The organism is Streptomyces sp. NBC_00012 (genome assembly GCF_045040875.1).
In the GTDB taxonomy this organism is placed as follows: Bacteria; Actinomycetota; Actinomycetes; order Streptomycetales; family Streptomycetaceae; genus Streptomyces.
This window is the reverse complement of record NZ_CP108309.1, coordinates 5,256,808-5,274,270: the sequence shown is the minus strand read 5'-3', so window position 1 is coordinate 5,274,270 and position 17,463 is coordinate 5,256,808. Positions and strand designations below refer to the sequence as shown.

General features: G+C 70.2%; 13 protein-coding genes and 2 pseudogenes. 8 read left to right on the top strand and 7 right to left on the bottom strand.

Annotated elements, in window-relative coordinates; translation table 11 throughout:
• Nucleotides 1-102: 102 nt before the first annotated feature.
• A complete protein-coding gene (locus OHA19_RS24330; protein ID WP_405713386.1) occupies nt 103-2,190 on the bottom strand; it encodes an N-6 DNA methylase in 2,088 nt (695 codons plus the stop codon).
• A gap of 236 nt (nt 2,191-2,426) precedes the next feature.
• Here OHA19_RS24330 and OHA19_RS24325 point away from each other — a divergent pair, with 236 nt between their 5' ends.
• Entirely contained in the window at nt 2,427-3,284 is an 858-nt protein-coding gene (locus tag OHA19_RS24325; protein WP_405713388.1) for a DUF4190 domain-containing protein, read from the top strand.
• Between the two features lie 81 nt (nt 3,285-3,365).
• Complete coding sequence (locus OHA19_RS24320; RefSeq protein WP_405751588.1) at nt 3,366-4,097, top strand: hypothetical protein; 732 nt, start codon at nt 3,366-3,368, stop codon at nt 4,095-4,097.
• A gap of 90 nt (nt 4,098-4,187) precedes the next feature.
• Here the strand turns inward: OHA19_RS24320 and OHA19_RS24315 are convergent.
• Nucleotides 4,188-4,610 (bottom strand): annotated as a pseudogene (locus OHA19_RS24315) (HNH endonuclease family protein); the annotation flags it as partial.
• A gap of 123 nt (nt 4,611-4,733) precedes the next feature.
• On the opposite strand from OHA19_RS24315, the gene OHA19_RS24310 reads away from it, so the two are divergent.
• The 4 genes from OHA19_RS24310 (at nt 4,734) to OHA19_RS24295 (ending at nt 9,068) form a co-directional block, all read left to right on the top strand.
• Entirely contained in the window at nt 4,734-5,855 is a 1,122-nt protein-coding gene (locus tag OHA19_RS24310) for a tyrosine-type recombinase/integrase (protein ID WP_405713390.1), read from the top strand.
• Nucleotides 5,852-8,056 (top strand): tyrosine-type recombinase/integrase, encoded by a 2,205-nt coding sequence (locus tag OHA19_RS24305; RefSeq protein WP_405751585.1) that lies wholly within the window; start codon nt 5,852-5,854, stop codon nt 8,054-8,056. Before OHA19_RS24310 ends, OHA19_RS24305 begins: the two co-directional genes overlap by 4 nt.
• The gene (locus OHA19_RS24300; RefSeq protein ID WP_405751582.1) at nt 8,053-8,637 is read left to right on the top strand and encodes a DUF6262 family protein; all 585 of its coding nucleotides are present in this window, start codon (nt 8,053-8,055) and stop codon (nt 8,635-8,637) included. The genes OHA19_RS24305 and OHA19_RS24300 overlap by 4 nt, the downstream gene beginning before the upstream one ends.
• 107 nt (nt 8,638-8,744) lie before the next feature.
• Nucleotides 8,745-9,068 (top strand): hypothetical protein, encoded by a 324-nt coding sequence (locus tag OHA19_RS24295; protein WP_405751580.1) that lies wholly within the window; start codon nt 8,745-8,747, stop codon nt 9,066-9,068.
• Nucleotides 9,069-9,171: 103 nt separating this feature from the next.
• On the opposite strand, the gene OHA19_RS24290 is transcribed toward OHA19_RS24295, so the two are convergent.
• Entirely contained in the window at nt 9,172-9,354 is a 183-nt protein-coding gene (locus tag OHA19_RS24290) for a hypothetical protein (protein ID WP_405713396.1), read from the bottom strand.
• Nucleotides 9,355-9,456: 102 nt separating this feature from the next.
• On the opposite strand from OHA19_RS24290, the gene OHA19_RS24285 reads away from it, so the two are divergent.
• The gene (locus tag OHA19_RS24285) at nt 9,457-10,248 is read left to right on the top strand and encodes a hypothetical protein (protein ID WP_405713398.1); all 792 of its coding nucleotides are present in this window, start codon (nt 9,457-9,459) and stop codon (nt 10,246-10,248) included.
• A gap of 319 nt (nt 10,249-10,567) precedes the next feature.
• Here OHA19_RS24285 and OHA19_RS24280 read toward each other — a convergent pair whose 3' ends face one another.
• The 3 genes and pseudogenes from OHA19_RS24280 to OHA19_RS24270 form a co-directional block, all read right to left on the bottom strand.
• Nucleotides 10,568-11,359, bottom strand: coding sequence for an HNH endonuclease family protein (locus OHA19_RS24280; RefSeq protein WP_405713400.1), 792 nt, complete (start codon nt 11,357-11,359; stop codon nt 10,568-10,570).
• Nucleotides 11,360-11,423: 64 nt separating this feature from the next.
• A pseudogene (locus OHA19_RS24275) lies at nt 11,424-11,741 on the bottom strand (HNH endonuclease); the annotation flags it as partial.
• Nucleotides 11,742-11,903: 162 nt separating this feature from the next.
• A complete protein-coding gene (locus OHA19_RS24270) occupies nt 11,904-12,713 on the bottom strand; it encodes an SDR family NAD(P)-dependent oxidoreductase (RefSeq protein WP_405751577.1) in 810 nt (269 codons plus the stop codon).
• 87 nt (nt 12,714-12,800) lie between these two features.
• On the opposite strand from OHA19_RS24270, the gene OHA19_RS24265 reads away from it, so the two are divergent.
• Nucleotides 12,801-13,652: a helix-turn-helix transcriptional regulator gene (locus tag OHA19_RS24265; RefSeq protein WP_405751575.1), complete on the top strand. Its 852-nt coding sequence runs from the start codon at nt 12,801-12,803 to the stop codon at nt 13,650-13,652.
• An 84-nt stretch (nt 13,653-13,736) separates the two neighbouring features.
• Here OHA19_RS24265 and mfd read toward each other — a convergent pair whose 3' ends face one another.
• A complete protein-coding gene (gene mfd / locus OHA19_RS24260) occupies nt 13,737-17,267 on the bottom strand; it encodes a transcription-repair coupling factor (protein ID WP_405713406.1) in 3,531 nt (1,176 codons plus the stop codon).
• Nucleotides 17,268-17,463 lie beyond the last annotated feature (196 nt).

Below are 17,463 nucleotides of genomic sequence, written 5' to 3'. Positions count from 1 at the left end.
GTCGTTGAACATCCCGCGCACACGCTCCGTGTACGCAGATCCGAGCGTAAAGGGCGACACCGACAACCCGCCCCGGGTTGTACGGAATCGTTGTGGTTCAGCTCACTCCGGCGCGACCGTGCCGTCCGTCAGTCCGTCGTACATCCCCTGCACGAGCTGTCCGCCGAGCCGGCCGGCCAGCCTGAGGGCATCCTCGAACTCGGCCAGGGCGCGGAACCGTTCCCCGTACCGCTGCTGCTCCGCGAGGGGCAGCCGGGGCAGTTGGAGGCGGCGGGCGTCCAGCCGGGTGGCGGTGGAGGCGTAGCTGCTGGCCTGGCGGTTGTTGGCGGTGCCACGCAGGAAGCCGGCCAGGAACCAGGGGTCGAGGGCGGCCGGATCGGGGCGCAGCAGCTGAAGGTTGCGGCCCAGCGCGGCGCCCGCGGTGGCGTCGTCGATGACGCGGGCGGCGGAGCCGCCGCCGAGCACGGGAACGACGACATCGCCCGGTTCGACGAGAACCGGCTCCTCGGAGGGGCCGTCGGCGGGCAGGCTTCCCGAAGGGGCGGTGGAGCCCAGGACATCGTGTTCGGTGAGCACGGGCGTCTGGCCGGTGCCGGAGCCGCCGGCACGGAGCTGGAGTGCGCCGGCGCGGGCGAGTTCGCCGACGGTGGTGAGGGGCCAGTGGGCCGGGTCGGCGAGGGTCACGGCGGGCGGGGTGAGGGCGCCGGTGCGGCCGAGCGTCTCGGTGAGCCGCTCCCGTACCCGGATCAGTTCGCCGGGTCCGCCCGCGGCGGCCGGGGGCGGCAGATGGCGTGCGGGGGCCAGGTCCACGTCCTCGTCGAGGAGTTCGATGACGGGAACGACGCGGCCGGAGCCGGGACGGACCGCGGCCGGGTGTCCGGGGCTCTGGAAGGACTGCCAGGCGTCGAGCACGGCGCCGTGCACCGCCTGCCAGTCGAGCCGGTCGCGCCCGCCGGCTGCGGACGCCTGCCCTCCCGGAGCCGGCTCGGCGGGCTCGGTGGTGTCGACGAGCAGCAGTTCGGGCGAGGGGTGCGAGCCGCCACCGGGCTTGCGGAGCACCCAGAGGTGGAGCGGGATGCCGTACGGGGGTGCGGCGCCGGCCGGGAGCGCGATGACGGCGCGCAGCGCGCCGCGGCGCAGCAGATCGGCGCGGATCCGGCGGCCGGACCGGCGTGAGGCGGCGGCCGGGGGCATCAGCAGCACAGCGGTGCCGCCCTCGCGCAGATGGGCCAGGGCGTGCTGGACCCAGGCGAGTTCGGACTCGGTGCGGGCCGGGAAGCCGTACTCCCAGCGCGGGTCGTAGGCGAGTTCGTCGTGGCCCCAGTTGCGTTCGTTGAACGGCGGGTGGCAGAGCACGGCGTCGGCGGCGAGCTGCGGGAAGGCGTCGGCGCGCAGGGTGTCGCCGGTCCGCGCCGCCAGGGCACAGCCGGGGTCGGTGTGCAGGGCGAGTCTCAGCGCGGTGAGCGCGGCGAGGTCGGGGTCGGTCTCCTGGGCGTACAGGGCGGCGGGGTCGCCGACGGCACGCAGCAGGGCGCCGGTGCCCGCGGCCGGGTCGAGGACCGTGCGGGCGGGCCGCTCGCCCGTCTCCGCCAGGGCGGCCATCAGTTCGGCGAGGCCGGGCGGAGTGAGTGTGTACTGGCGCGGGTTGGCGTCCAGCTGGCGGCCGAGCAGGAACTCGAAGGTCTCCCGGATCCCGGTCCCGGCGGCGAGCTCCATGACCGCGCGGAGCAGCGGGACGGACGGGAGCAGTTCGGTGTCGCTCGGGGTGTGAACGGCCCTTCCGCCTTCCGCGGCCGGCCCGAAGCGTGCGGTGAGCACCTTGTCGAGGGCGAGGGACAGCACACCGGCCATCCCTTCGCCGGACGCGGCGGTGATCTCCGGCCAGGTCTTGGGACTGGTCCGCAGGAGCAGCAGGGCGCAGCCCGCGTGGACCAGGGCGGGGACCGCGCCGGCCGGGTGCCCGGCGACCTGCTGCCAGACCCGTTCACGCAGCGGCACTTCGGCGAGTTTTCCCTGGTCGCGGAGCCATTGCTCGACCTCGGGCAGCGCGAAGGACGGGCTCGTCTCGGTGCCGCCGACGGGCTTGGGAAAGTCGGCGTGGCGGCGGCGCCAGTTGCTGACCGCGGCGCGCCCCACCCCCGCCAGCCGTGCGATCCCGGCCGCGGTCACCTCTGTCGAGTTCTCCGGCACTGACTGTCTCCCTGGGCCTGGTCCTGGCACTCGTCCCGGTACTGCTTGTCGGCGAGCATACCGACCCGGTTTACACGACACCGATTCACAGCGTGCATCGACTCCTTCCCCGTGAAGCGTGTTGACTCGGTTCACAAGCTCTGCTGTTATTGACCCATCGCCACACAGGGCGATGCATCGGAGCGATGCACGGAACCGCTCACCACCCATTTCTGCTTTCGCCGGAGGGCACAGCCATGTCCCAGTTCACGCAGCCGCCGCAGTCCCCGCAGTCCCCGGAGCCCCAGCAGCCGTACGCCCCCGCCCAGATGCCGGGCATGCGCCCGGCCCGTAACGGACTGGGCATCTCCGCCCTGATCCTGGGTGTCATCGGCGCCGTGTCCGGCCTGATCCCGTTCCTGTTCTGGCTGGCGGGCATCCTCGGCCTCATCGCCCTGATCCTGGGTCTGGCCGGCCGGGGCCGGGCGAAGCGCGGCGAGGCCACCAACAAGGGGATGGCGACCTTCGGTGCCGTGCTCGGCCTGATCTCGCTGATCCTCACGGTGGTGGGCGCGGTGATCACGTTCAAGGCCGTGGACGACGCCGTGAACGACCTCAACAAGGCGGTCTCCGACACCACGGCCTCCGCGAAGCCGAAGCCCGGCGGCGACTCCGCCAAGGGTGGGGACGCGGACAAGGGCGGCGCGGACAAGAAGGACACCGGCAAGGCGCTGGAAGCCGGTGACTCGGCCGTGTACGACGACGATCTGACGGTCACGGTCGGCGACGCCACCAAGTACACCCCGGACGAGTACGCCGCCGGACACACCAAGGGCCAGAAGGCCTACCGGGTCGCCGTCGTCATCGAGAACGCGGGCAAGGAGAAGTTCGACTCCGCGCTGGTCAGCGTCTCGGCGCGGGCCGGCCAGGACGGCGTGGACGCCGAGCAGATCTTCGACAACAAGGTCGGCGCGGGCTTCAGCGGCACGGTCCTGCCGGGCAAGAAGATCACCGTTCAGTTCGCCTTCGACACCCCGGCGGACGCCAAGAACCTGACCGTGGAGGTCAACCCCGGCTTCACGTACGACGCCACCCAGTGGGACCTGAAGCTCTGACCTCCCCTCCCCTCGGCCTGGCCTCCCCTCCCCTCCCCTTGGACCGGACAGACCGAACCGGACAGACCGGAGCCGACCCCCATGCGCCTTCCCGCCCGCGCCTCGGCAGCCGCCCTGAGTGCCGCGACCGCCCTCGTCCTCGCGACGGCCTGCGGCATGCTTCCGGACGACGCACCCGACGCCACCACCCCCTACCCCCGGCTCACCGGCCCCGAGGTCGTCAACAAGGCCCTCGCGACGACCCGCGCCGCCAAGTCGGTACGCATGACGGTGCGGACGACGACGCCCGAGGGCCTGGTGGAGGCGTATGTGGCCACGGACATCAGGGGCGAGTGCACGGTCACGCTCTCCATGGGCGCGGCAGGCACCATGGAGCTGGTGCGGACGGGCGGCACGGTCCGCACCCGCTCCGACGCCGCGATGCTGCGACCGGCCTCCGCCGCACGGGCCAAGGACCTCGCCGGCCACTGGGTGCGGCCCACCGCCGCCGACCGGCACGCGAAGCTCGCCGAACGCTACTGCGACCGGGAGACGTTCCTCGGCCGCCTCGCGCCGAAGACCGGAACGGCCCACAAGGGACCGACGGCCGCACCCGGCTCCGGCACCCCCGCCCTGACCGTCACCGGCGAGACGGCCGACGGGAAGTGGACGGCGGACATCGCCACCGACGGCAGGCCCTACCTCTTGAAGCTGGGGCTGAAACCGCGCCCCTCGCACGGCACATCGGGACACGACACCGACCGCACCACCCCCGTGACAGTCGAATTCTCCGAATTCGACAAGCCGTTCACGGTGAACAAGCCGAAGCCCTGAACCCTCCGGGCCGCACGACCGCGCAACGAAACCCGCCCACCCCGGGGCGGGTTTCCGCGTACCCCGGGCCCTGGGCCCCGGGCTACCCGCTCATCCGCCGCACTGCTCCAGCATCGCCGTCTTGTCGGCAGTGGTGACGGGCAGCTGGTACTTCAGGGACACCTGCGCGAACCGCACCGCGTACGAGCAGCGGACCGGCTTGTACGGCGGCAGCCAGGACGCCGGCCCCGAGTCGCGCTTGGCGTTGTTGGCCGGCCCGTCCACCGGGATGAGGTTGAGCGGGTCGTTGGCGATCTGCTGCCGCTTGGCCTCGTCCCAGCGCGAGGCGCCCATCTGCCAGTCGTACGAGAGCGGCATGACGTGGTCGATCTGGACCTTGGCGGCCTGCTGCTTGCGCCAGTCGATGGTGGAGCCGGTGTACGGGTCCTTGAGAGTCATCGACACGACCACACAGTCCGAACCGGACCGGAACTTCACGTCCTTGCCGTCCCTGGCAAGGAGGTCGTTACGGGTTATCTCCATCTCTCTCCTCGGTGCGATGCGCATGAGGCACAGCCGTAACCCCTTCATGTCCCTCGCCGTTATCAGTCACGACATGAGGCACATGAGCGACATCAGAGGCAGGAAACAAATGCCGTGACGTTACGTACAGAGAAGGCCGTCTCACCTACCACCGGCGAGGTCACCTGGCTCCTGGTCGACGAGGAGACGTACGCACCTCATCCCGAAGCCCGCGAGTTCTCCCTGTACCTGCGCGGAGTCGGGCGATCGCCGCAGACACAGCGCGCGTACATCCCCAGAATCGGACGCTTTCTCAGCTGGTGTGCGGAGCGGGGTACCGACTGGCGGACCGTCCGACTCGGAGACATGAGCCTCTTCAAGTTCCACCTCGAACGAACGCCGACACGGTACGGGCAGCCCCCAGCCGGCAAGACGGTCAACGCCACGCTCACCGCGGTGTGCGAGTTCCTCCGCTTCTGCGCGGTCCAGGGCCATATCGGTCACGAGGTCGCGGCCCGCCTCAGCGAGCCGCGGTTCCTCGCCCACGCCCCGGCCAGCTTCGATCCCGGCGAGGGTGGCCAGCATCTGATGATCAAGGCCCGTGCTCTGAAAGCGCCGGAGATCGAGCGGGCCCCACAGATGCTCACCGGCACCCAGATGCATCAGGTCCTCGATGCCGCTCGCACCGCGCGTGACCGGCTGCTACTGGCCGTCCTGGCGGAGGCGGGCCTCCGCATCGGTGAAGCCCTCGGGCTGCGGCGTGAGGACATGCATCTGCTCCCCGACTCCACACACCTCGGCTGTCGGACCGGTGGCGCGCACCTGCACGTCAGGCCCCGGCAGGACAACACCAACGGGGCACGGGCCAAGGCCGGGCGTCATCGCACGGTTCCGCTCACACCGGAAGTGGTGCACCGATACCGCGAGCATCTCGCCGAGCGGGAGCAGGTGGCCGGCTCCGACGAGTGCGACTACGTCTTCGTCAATCTCGTCGGCGTCTACGCCGGACGCCCCTTGTCGTACTCCAACGCCAAGCAGGTGATCGAACGGATCGGGAGGCGCTGTGGCCTGACCGCCCGACCGCACATGATGCGACACGCGGCCGCCACCCGCTGGATCCGAAACGGAGTCGCTCCGGACATCGTGCAGACCCTCCTGGGCCACGCCTCCTCCGCAAGTACCGCCGTGTACCTGCACGCCCAGGACGAGGATCTCCGCGCAGCCGTCGACAGTCTCACTCCGGAGGAGAGCCGATGACCCACGCAGTCGTTCGCTCTCTCGCCGCCCGTCCCGCCCGGATCGGTCCCGAGTGGTCTTCGTGGCTCGACGAACAGCTCCGTCCTGGCTGGCGCGCAAACGAGTGGAACCCGGAAAGGGCGCTGTTCACCGCTTCCCCGGGCAATCCGACGACCAGCGTATTCACGTGTTCCGTAGTTGCCTGCTCCACCCATGTGGCGAACAACGGGTCCCGCTGCGGCACCTGTCGGAAGGCCCGCTACCTCCGGGGAAATCCCGCAGACTTCGACACCACCCACGCCCCGATTCCGTCCCGCCGCAGGCCCAATACCTCGGTGGACGGTGCGATGCCGGGCGTCTCCCAGTTCTCACTGGCCGACGTCAGCCCAGCCGTGCGCAGGGAGATCCTGTACGGGCTCCAGCAGCGTGACGATGCCGGGATCAATCTGGTCCCCCAGCGGGTACGCCGCATCGTGGCGGGGCTCCCCGTCGGCCTGGGCTCTCTCCTCGACCTCGACGAAGGCTTCGCTGCCGATCTCCCGAAGGCATCCGCCGGTGTCTTCAATGGTGTTCTGCTTCATGTCCGCCGCGCCCGCGTCGAGTTCGAGGGAGCCGATCCGACCTCGGGCGACGTGTGGGAATGCGCCCTGGTCGGGCTGACCGCCGGACGCGGCCGGAAGTACGCCGCTGTTCACGGGGACGTCGACTTCCGCCCGGTACGGCAGCGTTGGCTGCGGGAACTGGTCAAGAAGTACGGCCGCACGGCACGCCCCAACGTCCAGGACCTGCGGCAGACCGTCTACGCGGCGACCATCGCGTCCTCCGCGCTGGCAGGCCGCCCCCCCGGGGATGAGCCGGAGCTCCTCGCCATGGCGGACATGAACGCCGTAGTGGACATGTTCCGGATCACCAAGCGTCCCGAGGACGGCCACGACTACTCCACCAGCCACCGCAGGGCCCTGCTCCGTCACTGGCGCACGTTCCTGGAGTACGCGCGCCAGGCCGGGATGATGGACCACGTGCCCGGCGGGTTCGCGCTCAATCCCCGCTTCCATTCCATCGCCGCCGTGGAGGTGACCGAGGACGACCTCGGCCGTGCGATCCCCGAGCACGTCATCGCCCAGCTCGACGCACACCTCGACCTGCTGGGCGCCTCAACGGCGTACGCGAGTGGCGGCTGGACGGCCGCCGACTTCGCCCGGATGTACCAGGTGGTCTATGCGGTCCTCCGGGACACCGGCCGACGCCCGGGAGAGGTCACCAGCCTGCGCCGCGACTGCCTGGAGCGAGTCGACGGCAAACCGACTCTGATCTATGACAACCACAAGCGGCGACGGCACGGCCGTCGGCTGCCCGTCTCAGAGCGCACCGCCCAGATGATCGAGTCCTGGCAGAAGGAACTCGACGCACTGCCGACCATACTGGGATGCGCCCAGTGGCTGTTTCCTTCGCCAGGACAGCGCAACCGCCCGCGCCGTGGGCATCTGACCGCCGCGCAGTTCTGCAACAGGATCTTCCGCGACTGGGTCGACGAGCTGATCCCGGACCTCGTGGACGAACGGCTCGACGAGGACGGCGCCCCGCTCGCGTACGACCGCACCCAGGTCGTTCCGTACGGCTTCCGCCACTCGTACGCCCAGCGTCACGCGGACGCAGGCACCCGCCCCGATGTCCTTCGGGAGCTCATGGACCACCGTTCACTGGACGTCACCATGGGGTACTACAAGGTGTCCCTCAGCCGAAAGCAGGAGGCCGTACGAACGGTCGCGGCGCTCGCCGTCGACCGGCATGGTGAATCCCATGGCTTCAGCGACCCCCTGGCCTACGAGGTGGAGAGCGTCGGGGTTCCCTACGGCGGCTGCACCGAGCCGAGCAACGTCAAGGCCGGGGGCGGGCACTGCCGCATCCGCTTCCAGTGCGCCGGCTGCGACTTCTACCGTCCCGATCCCTCCTATCTGCCGGCCCTGGAACAGCAGATCGCGGACCTGCGGGCCGACAAGGAGGCCGCCCTGGCGATGGAGGCCGCCGACTGGGTCGTACGCAATCTCGACGACCAGATCCGCGCCTACTCGAAGTCGGCCGACGAGATGCGGCGGAAGCTCGATGCGCTGCCCGTCGAGGAGCGGGCCGCCGTCGAGACCGCCTCGCGTGAGCTGCGCAAGGCACGTTCCGCAGCGGCCTTCGTGCCCCTACAGGCGCTGACGACACGGAGTTCTGAATGAAACGCCCTGCAACTTCCGGCGCCAATGACCGGAACGCCCGGGTCGAGCGCCTGCGCGCCAGCCGCGCCAAGGACAGCGAGGACAAGATCAGGCGCGCGCTCGATGCGGTGGACGGCCTTCTCCGCTCGGGACGGCGTATCACCGTCACCCAGGTGGCACGGGACGCGGCGGTGTCCACGTGGTTCATCTACAACCAGCCCCCGGTGCACCAGGCCGTTCAGGACGGCATCGCCGCCCAGCGAGAGCATGTGGTTCCGGAAGCACGACAGGTCTCCTCTGCCGGGCTGCGGACGGATCTCGCTCTGGCACGCGAAGAGATCAAGGACCTCAAGAAGGAACGCGACCGCCTCCGGAACCGGGTCCGGCTGTCTCTCGGCGCCGAGCTGGACGAGGTGAACCGGAACGAGCTGATCGAGCGGGTGCAGCAGTTGGAGCAGCGGAATACCACTCTGGACCAGGAGCTGTCAGAGGCCAGGGATCAGATCACCGCCCTGGAGGGCCGGCTGCGCGAGGCTGAAGACGATCTCACTGCCGCACGGGGCAGTCTCCGCCGTGCGATGCGGGCCGTCCCGTCCCCATAGCCCTTGCTCTACCGCCACACCCGCTGCTGTCCGGCTTGTGTGTCGCCTGCCGGACAGCAGCGAGGGATACCGGGCGATGCGACCGCGTACCAGCACTGCTGGGAACTGTGCACGCTGCTCGCACTGCCGACGGCCTGCGCTCGGGCGACGTGTTCGTGCCGGGCTCGCGCCGCTACGACAACCCGGCCGCCCACCTGTTCAAGCCCGCGCCGTGGGAGACGCACCGTACGGAGTTCTGCCGCCTGGTCGGCAAGAGCTCCGGCGCCTCACAGGCCCTGCCGCTGGTGATCGACGAACTGGATGAGGCCAGCGAGCCCGCGTACGGCGGCGGCCTCTGCGCCCTCCACGTCGATCTTGATCAGCCGGGCGGCGGTGAGTTCGGTGTCCGTGAGGGTCTGGGGCAACGCATTCCGGGGGCTCGATTCCGCTAACTCGCCTTGTTTCTCAGTAAGTTGACGTAGAGGAGACCGCCTCAGGTCCTAGCATGTACACAGCCGACTCTTGGGGGGCTCGATGGATCCAACGGAGCTCGTGTCACAGACCGTGCGAGTAGTAACAGAGTTTGCCGGGGGCGCAGCCACCGCGGCGGCCACCGGAGTCGGGCAGGCCGTCTCCGACCTCGTACGGCAGCGGCTGGGCGGTACGCCATCGGGACAGGCGGCCTTGGCGGCTGTGGACGCGCAGCCTGGTGACCCGGCTGCCGTCGCAGGGCTGCACAGCGAGCTCAACGCCGGGGTCGCGGCGGACCAGGAATTTGCCGCCGCGTTGGCCGCGGCCCTTGCTCCGGTCCTCGCCGGGCCGCCGCCCGAGGAGCCGCCCATGCAGACCATCCAGAACAGTGTGGTGATCGACGGTGGGTCGCGGGTGCGCGGCAACACCATTTCGCTCGGGCCGGTGACCTTCAACAACACTCCTTCGGGACGCACCGCCTTGGGTGCGATCTGCGTCGCGCTGGCGACCTTGGTGGCGCTCTTGGTCTACGGCAGTATCCAAGCCCTGGACGGTGACTCTCCAGGCTCCCAGGCCAGAGGCGGGTCGGATCCGGGGCAGGGCCAACAGAAGACCGGGACCGACAGCAACGAAACGGGCAACGACACAGCAGGCGTCGGCAATGCGGACCGCGCGATGCCACTCGGCGATGCACAGGCCGTCCGCAACGTACTGCCGGATGAGAGAAGCCTGCCGTCGGGCTGGACCGAGAGCTCAGCACCCACCGCAGACGTCTCCTCGCAGGATGACGGCTCCACCTTCGAAGGCGAGGCCGAGTATCTGGGGCGCTACAGCATGGAGACCCAGTTCCTGGTTCGCTCCTACCCGGACGAGGGCACGGCACAGACGGCCTTCGACGCGCTGACCTCCAAGGCGCGGAAGGAAGGAGCGAGTTCCCTGACCATGGCGCAGATCGGGGACCAGGTCGCAGCGTTCTCGATCTCGACGAGCCAGGGAGACGCCTACGTCACCCACACCACCCGCAGCACCGTGGTCCGCACCGGAACGGTCCTCACCAGCGTCGTCGGCAACGACAACGAGAGCCGCAGCTACAGCAGCACAGACCTCGAAAGCCTCACCCGACTCCTCTCCGACCGCGCCCGAACGGCCCAGACGGGCTGACAACCCGGCCCGCCCTGAGACCGACCCGTTCAGAAGCCATCCGGACCGCGTGTGGTGTTACTGCTCAGGCATGGCGGAGGCGGAGTGGCAGGTCCGGCCGGTGTCGGAGCCGTAAGCCCCGGCGAGCACGATGCCGAGGTCCGCGAGGAACGCAGCACCCCCCGCGCGAGACTGCGGTCAGCCACCTTCCACGCGTCGGTGACGCTCTTCAGGCCCGGCAGCCTCGTCACGATCTTTCGTATGCGGTCAGCCACGGTACGGAGCGTGCGCGTCCGACAGCCTGACCCCGAACGCGTTTTCCCAGATCACTGGAGACCTATCAGTCCTCGCACTGTTTCAGCATCATGGTCTTGTCCGCCGTGGTCACCGGGAGCTCGTACTTGTCGGAGACCTGCGCGAACCGCACTGCGTACGCGCATCGGATCTTCTTGTTCGGTGGCAGCCAGGACGCGGGTCCGGAGTCCCGCTTTGCCGAGTTGGCGCGGCCTTCGACGGGAAGCAGATTGAGCACATCGTTCGCCAGCTGCTTGCGCTTGTACTCCGGCCACCGGGCAGCGCCCATCTGCCAGCTGTAGGACAGCGGCACGACATGGTCTATCTGGACCTCGGTGGCCTGCTGCTTACGCCACGCGATGGTGCGGCCGGTATAGGGATCGTACAACGACATCGAGACGACCACACAGTTGGACCCTGCACGGAACCGCACGTCCTGACCATCGCGTTGCATAAGATCGTTTCGAGTGTCACAACCATTCCGGGCGAGCGGAACGCCATCTGCCGTATCCATCCAGGCATACCCGAACTCGTCCCGCTCGTAGCCCGTCTTCGGCCCACGGCCTTTCGTGGCCAGTCCTTCGATGAGCTTTCGCGCGTCGGCCTTGTCCGTCTCCGACGTGAGAGGAGCGAGGCCCGGCTTCGTTCCGTCGGGATTCCTCAACGGACTCACCGCGCGGCCGTCGGAGACGGCGGGTCCGGATTCCGAGGAAACGTCGCCCGGCCCGAGGCCGTCACAACCCGCGATGAACGTCGCGGCAACGGCCAGGGCGAGCACAGCCCTCTTCCGACGGGTACACACAGTGTTCTTGTGACTCACGTGCCTCTCAGAACGCATAGCCCACCACACCCTGCATACGCTGCGAGAACAGCCTCATCACGGCGTGAAGCATAGAGATAATACGGGTGTCGCAGCCGTTCCTCGCGAGCGGTATCCCGTCGACCGAGTCCTTCCACGCGTAGCCGAACCTGTCCCGCGCGTAACCGGTCTTCGGCCCCCGCCCCTTCGTCGCCACCTTCTCGATGACCTTCCGCCCGGCCGCCAGGTCCGCCTCGGACGTGAGCGGGGCGAGCCCCGGCTTCGTACCGTCGGCATTGTCGAGCGGGCTGGCCCCGAAACCGGTGACGGCCCGCCCGCCACCCTCCCCCTCGGAGGACGAGGGCTCGGGATCACAGCCGGCCAGGGCCAGCACCGCCGCCACACTGAGGGCGGGCAGCATCACTCGGTAAGCGCGGGGAGATATCACTCGGAACCGTCCTGACGGGGAGAAAGCCGAACCCGGGAATCCTACGGAGGCCTTCCCCTCTGACGGGTGCTCATGAGCGCGCCGCCGACCCGATGCGGCCGGAATCACATCCTCCGCCCCTGGCCCGGCCCCGGCTCAGGCCCGCATGCCGCCGTCCACGCGGAGGACGGTGCCGGTGACGTACGAGGCGCGGTCGCTCAGCAGCCAGGCCGCGGCCTGGGCGATCTCGTCCGGGTCGGCCGCACGGCCCAGCGGGGTCTGGGTGTTGAGCTGCTCGACGATGCCGGGAGAGTTCGCCTCCCACTCGTGGACCATTTCGGTCAGCGTGGTGCCGGGCGCGATGGCGTTGACCCGGATGCCCTCCGGGCCGTACGTGACGGCGGCCGACGCGGTGAGGCTGTTGACCGCCCGCTTCGCGGCACCGTAGGCGGGCAGCCAGGGGTTGCCCATCAGGCTGCCGACGCTGGAGGTGTTGACGATCGCCCCGGTCCCGGCGGTGGCCCGGATGGCGGCGATCTCGGCGGTCATCGCGAGCCACGGCCCCTTGAGGTCGACCGCGTACACATGGTCGAAGTCGGCCTCCGCCAGCTGGTCCATCGGGCCGGGCGGCTGGGCCGTCGCGCCGTTGTTGAAGGCGACGTCGAGCCGGCCGTACAGCTCCACCGCCCGGTCGACGGCGGCACGGATGCTCGCCGGGTCGGCCAGGTCGCACAGCACGTACTCCGCGGTGCCGCCCGCTGCCCGGATCTCCTCGGTCACCGCCTTGAGCTGGGCCTCGGTACGGGCCGCGAGGAGCACCCGGGCGCCCTCCCGGGCGAAGAGCCGCGCGGCGGCCGCGCCGATGCCGCGGCCGGCTCCGGTGACGAAGGCGACCTTGCCGGAGAGCAGGCCCGAATGCGCGGTGGACGTGGTGGATGCGGTGGACGTGATCGTCGTGTCGTTCATGCCGACGAGCCTGCGCCGGGCCGCGCCCCTCATCCAGGCACCGGCAGTACCTGGCTGGGCCGACCGGAGCCCGCGCACACTGGAGGGGTGGATCGACGAGAACTGGCAGGTTTCCTGCGCAGCAGGCGCGAGCGGATCACCCCCGCCGACGTGGGGCTGCCCGCCGGGCCGCGCCGCCGCACCCCGGGGCTGCGCCGAGAGGAGGTGGCACAGCTGGCGTTCATCTCGACCGAGTACTACACCCGGCTGGAGCAGGCCCGCGGCCCGCACCCCTCCCGCGAAGTACTGGCCCAGATCGCCCGCGCCCTGCGCCTGTCGGACGCCGAGCGCGACCACCTCCACCACCTCGCCGGCACCCCGCCCGGCCCGCTTCCCGGACCGTCGAGGGAGGTGCGGCAGAGCATCGTCGACCTGCTGAGCCGGCTGCCGGAGGCCGCGTCGCTCGTGCTGTCGGCGACGTACGAGGTGATCGCCTGGAACGACCTGGCCGCCGCGCTGATGGAGGACTTCTCCGCCCTGCCGCGCCGCGACCGCAACCTCATCCGGCGCGCCTTCCTGGGACCGCACCGCAACGGCCGGCCGCTGTACGGCGTCTCGGACGCGGACGAGTTCGCCCGGACCTCGGCCCAGCACCTGCGTGCCGCCGCGGCCCGCTACCCGGACGACCCGGAGGTGACCGGCCTGGTCGGCGAACTCCTGGCCGGCAGCGAGGAGTTCGCCCGCATCTGGGCGGCCCACGACGTGACCGCCCGCCCCACCCTCTGCAAGACCTTCCACCACCCCCTCGTCGGCCCGATCTCCGTAAACTGCGACATCCTGGACATCGCCGACCGGGACCAGCGGGTCATCATCTACACCGCCACCCCCGGCTCACCGTCCGAGCAGGCCCTGCGCCTCCTGTCGGTCGTCGGCACCCAGCGCCTGGACGTGCCCGGCTGAGGGCCTCGCCCGGATTCTCGGAACTGAGAAAGAGATCGGCCCCGCCGGAAGTCCGACGGGGCCGGTACGCGGCACGTTCCAGAGCTACGACCCCAGGATCGTAGTGAGGAACTCCCCCGTCCAAGCCAGCAGTTCACGTCCCACGACCGGCTTGCCGCCGACCCTGGCCGTGGTGGGGCGGGGGACCAGGATCTGGTGAACGGCGGGCTTGATGACCGTCTTCGGGTAGAGGCGCTTCAGCCTCAGCTCCTGCGATTCACGCAGCTCGACCGGGGCGAACCGGATGTTCGGGCCCTGGAGGACGATCTCGCCGACGCCGCAGGCGCGGGCCAGCATGCGCAGGCCGGCGACCAGGAGGAGGTTCTCGACCGGTTCGGGGAGCTTGCCGTAGCGGTCGGTGAGCTCCTCGCGGACGGCCCTGATGTCGTCCTCCGTGTTGGCCGAGGCGATGGCGCGGTACGCCTGGAGGCGCAGCCGCTCGCCGGGGGCGTAGTCGTGGGGGACATGGGCGTCGACCGGGAGCTCGATCTTGACCTCCAGCGGCGGCTCCTCCTCCACGCCGCCTTCGAGGGAGGCCCGGTAGTCGGCGACCGCCTCGCCCACCATGCGTACGTACAGGTCGAAGCCGACGCCCGCGATGTGGCCGGACTGTTCGCCGCCCAGGAGGTTGCCGGCGCCGCGGATCTCCAGGTCCTTCATCGCCACGTACATGCCCGCGCCCATCTCGGTGTGCTGGGCGATCGTGGCGAGGCGCTCATGGGCCGTCTCGGTGAGCGGCTTCTCCGGCGGGTAGAGGAAGTACGCGTAGCCGCGCTCGCGGCCACGGCCGACACGGCCGCGCAGCTGGTGGAGCTGGGAGAGGCCGAAGTTGTCGCCGCGCTCCACGATCAGGGTGTTGGCGTTGGAGATGTCGATGCCGGACTCGACGATCGTGGTGGAGACCAGGACGTCGAACTTCTTCTCCCAGAAGTCCACCACCACCTGTTCCAGGGCGTGTTCGGACATCTGGCCGTGGGCCGTCGCGATCCGGGCCTCCGGGACGATCTCGCGCAGGCGGGCGGCGGCGCGGTCGATCGACTCGACCCGGTTGTGGATGTAGAACGCCTGGCCCTCGCGGAGCAGTTCGCGGCGGATGGCCGCGCCGATCTGCTTCTCCTCGTAGGGGCCGACGAAGGTGAGGACCGGGTGGCGCTCCTCGGGCGGCGTGGTGATCGTCGACATCTCACGGATGCCGGTCACGGCCATCTCGAGCGTACGGGGGATCGGCGTCGCGGACATGGTGAGGACGTCCACGTTGGCGCGGAGCTTCTTCAGCTGCTCCTTGTGCTCGACGCCGAAGCGCTGCTCCTCGTCGACGATGACCAGGCCCAGGTCCTTGAACCTGGTCTCGGAGGAGAAGAGGCGGTGGGTGCCGATGACCAGGTCGACGGAGCCCTCGTGGAGCCCTTCGAGGGTCGCCTTGGACTCGGACTCGGACTGGAAGCGGCTGAGCGCCCGTACGTTGACCGGGAACTGGGAGTAGCGCTCGGTGAAGGTGCCGTAGTGCTGCTGGACCAGGAGGGTCGTGGGTACGAGGACGGCTACCTGCTTGCCGTCCTGGACAGCCTTGAACGCCGCCCGCACCGCGATCTCCGTCTTGCCGTAGCCGACGTCGCCGCAGATCAGCCGGTCCATCGGGACGGACTTCTCCATGTCCTCCTTGACCTCGGCGATGGTGGAGAGCTGGTCGGGTGTCTCCGCGTACGGGAAGGCGTCCTCCAGCTCGCGCTGCCAGGGGGTGTCGGGACCGAAGACATGGCCGGGGGCCGCCATCCGGGCCGAGTAGAGCTTGATCAGGTCGGCGGCGATCTCCTTGACGGCCTTCTTGGCGCGCGCCTTGGTCTTCGTCCAGTCGGCGCCACCGAGCCGGTGCAGGGTGGGCGCCTCGCCGCCGACGTACTTGGTGACCTGTTCCAGCTGGTCGGTCGGGATGTAGAGGCGGTCGCCGGGCTGGCCGCGCTTGGCGGGGGCGTACTCGACGAGGAGGTACTCGCGGGTGGCGCCCTGCACGGTGCGCTGCACCATCTCGATGTAGCGGCCCACCCCGTGCTGCTCGTGGACGATGTAGTCGCCGGTCTCCAGCGTCAGCGGGTCGATCGTCTTGCGGCGGCGGGCCGGCATCCGGCCCAGGTCCTTGGTGGCGGTGCGCTGGCCGGTGAGGTCCGTCTCGGTGAGGACGGCGAGCTTGAGCGCCGGGTCGACGAAGCCCTGGTCGATCGCGCCGCAGGAGACGTGGACCAGCGAGGGGGAGATCTCCGCCAGGTCCGGGTCGAGGCGGGCGGCGATGCCCTCGCCGCTCAGCACCTCGACGGTGCGGGAGGCGAGGCCCTGGCCCTCGGTGACGTACACCGTGCGCCAGCCGTCGGCGATCCATCCCTTGGTGTCGGCGAACGCGCGGGCGGTGTCGCCGCGGTACGACTCCGGGGCGTGCATCGTGAACTTGAGGGTGTCCTCGTCGAGCTCGTCGTCGGCGGCGAACGGGGAGACCGACCACCACATCATCCCCAGCTCGCGGGCCCGGTCCCGGACGTCCGCGATGCCCCACAGCGAGGCCGCGCCCACGTCGATCGGGGCCTCGCCCCCACCCGCGGTGGCCGCCCAGGACGCCTGGAGGAACTCCTGGCTGGTGGCGACCAGGTCGGCGGCCCTGGTGCGGACCCGCTCCGGGTCGCAGACCAGCGCCATCGAGCCCTTCGGCAGCACGTCGAGCAGCAGCTCCATGTCGTCGACCAGGACCGGGGCGAGGGACTCCATGCCCTCCACCGCGATCCCCTCGGCGATCTTGTTGAGGAGTTCGCCCAGCTCGGGGTGGGCCTCGGCGAGCGCGGCGGCCCGCTCCCGCACCTCGTCGGTGAGCAGCAGCTCGCGGCAGGGCGGCGCCCACAGACCGTGCTCGGCGATCTCCAGGGACCGCTGGTCGGCGATCTTGAAGTAGCGGATCTCCTCGACGTCGTCGCCCCAGAATTCCACCCGAAGGGGGTGCTCCTCGGTCGGCGGAAAGACGTCCAGGATGCCGCCGCGTACGGCGAACTCGCCGCGCTTCTCGACCAGTTCGACCCGGGAGTACGCGGCGGCCGCCAGCGCCTCGACCGTCTTGCCGAGGTCGGCGCTCTGCCCGATGCGCAGCGCTACGGGTTCCAGGTCGCCGAGCCCCTTGACCTGCGGCTGGAGCACGGAGCGGATCGGCGCGACGACGACGGAGACCGGGCCGGTCTCCGGGTCGTCCGCCCTCGGGTGCGCCAGGCGGCGCAGCACGGCGAGGCGGCGGCCCACGGTGTCCGAGCGGGGCGAGAGCCGCTCGTGCGGCAGGGTCTCCCAGGACGGGAACTCGGCGATCGTGTCCGGCGGCAGCAGGGTGCGCAGCGCGGCCGCCAGGTCCTCGGCCTCCCGGCCGGTCGCGGTGACGGCGAGCACGGTCCGCCCGGTCTCGCGGGCCAGCGCGGCGACGGCGAAGGGGCGGGAGGCGGGCGGGCCGACGAGGTCGACGTGCATCCGGTGGCCGTCGCCGGCGGCCTTCACCGCTTCGGAGAGTGCCGGGTCACGTACGACGACATCCAGCAGACCGTGCAGGCTCATGAAGGGCTTCCGTCCGGGTAACTAGGGCGAGGTCCGGCAGCCGGCTGCTGCCAGGGCGACACGAAGAGCAACGCGCAGGGCAACGCGAAGCGCCCGACACGTCGCACGTACCGGGGGGCTCCCAGCGTACGACTCCGCTGTGACAGCCGCGCCCGCAATCCGCGCCCGGCGGGGTGTTCGGGGTGACGTCCCGGAC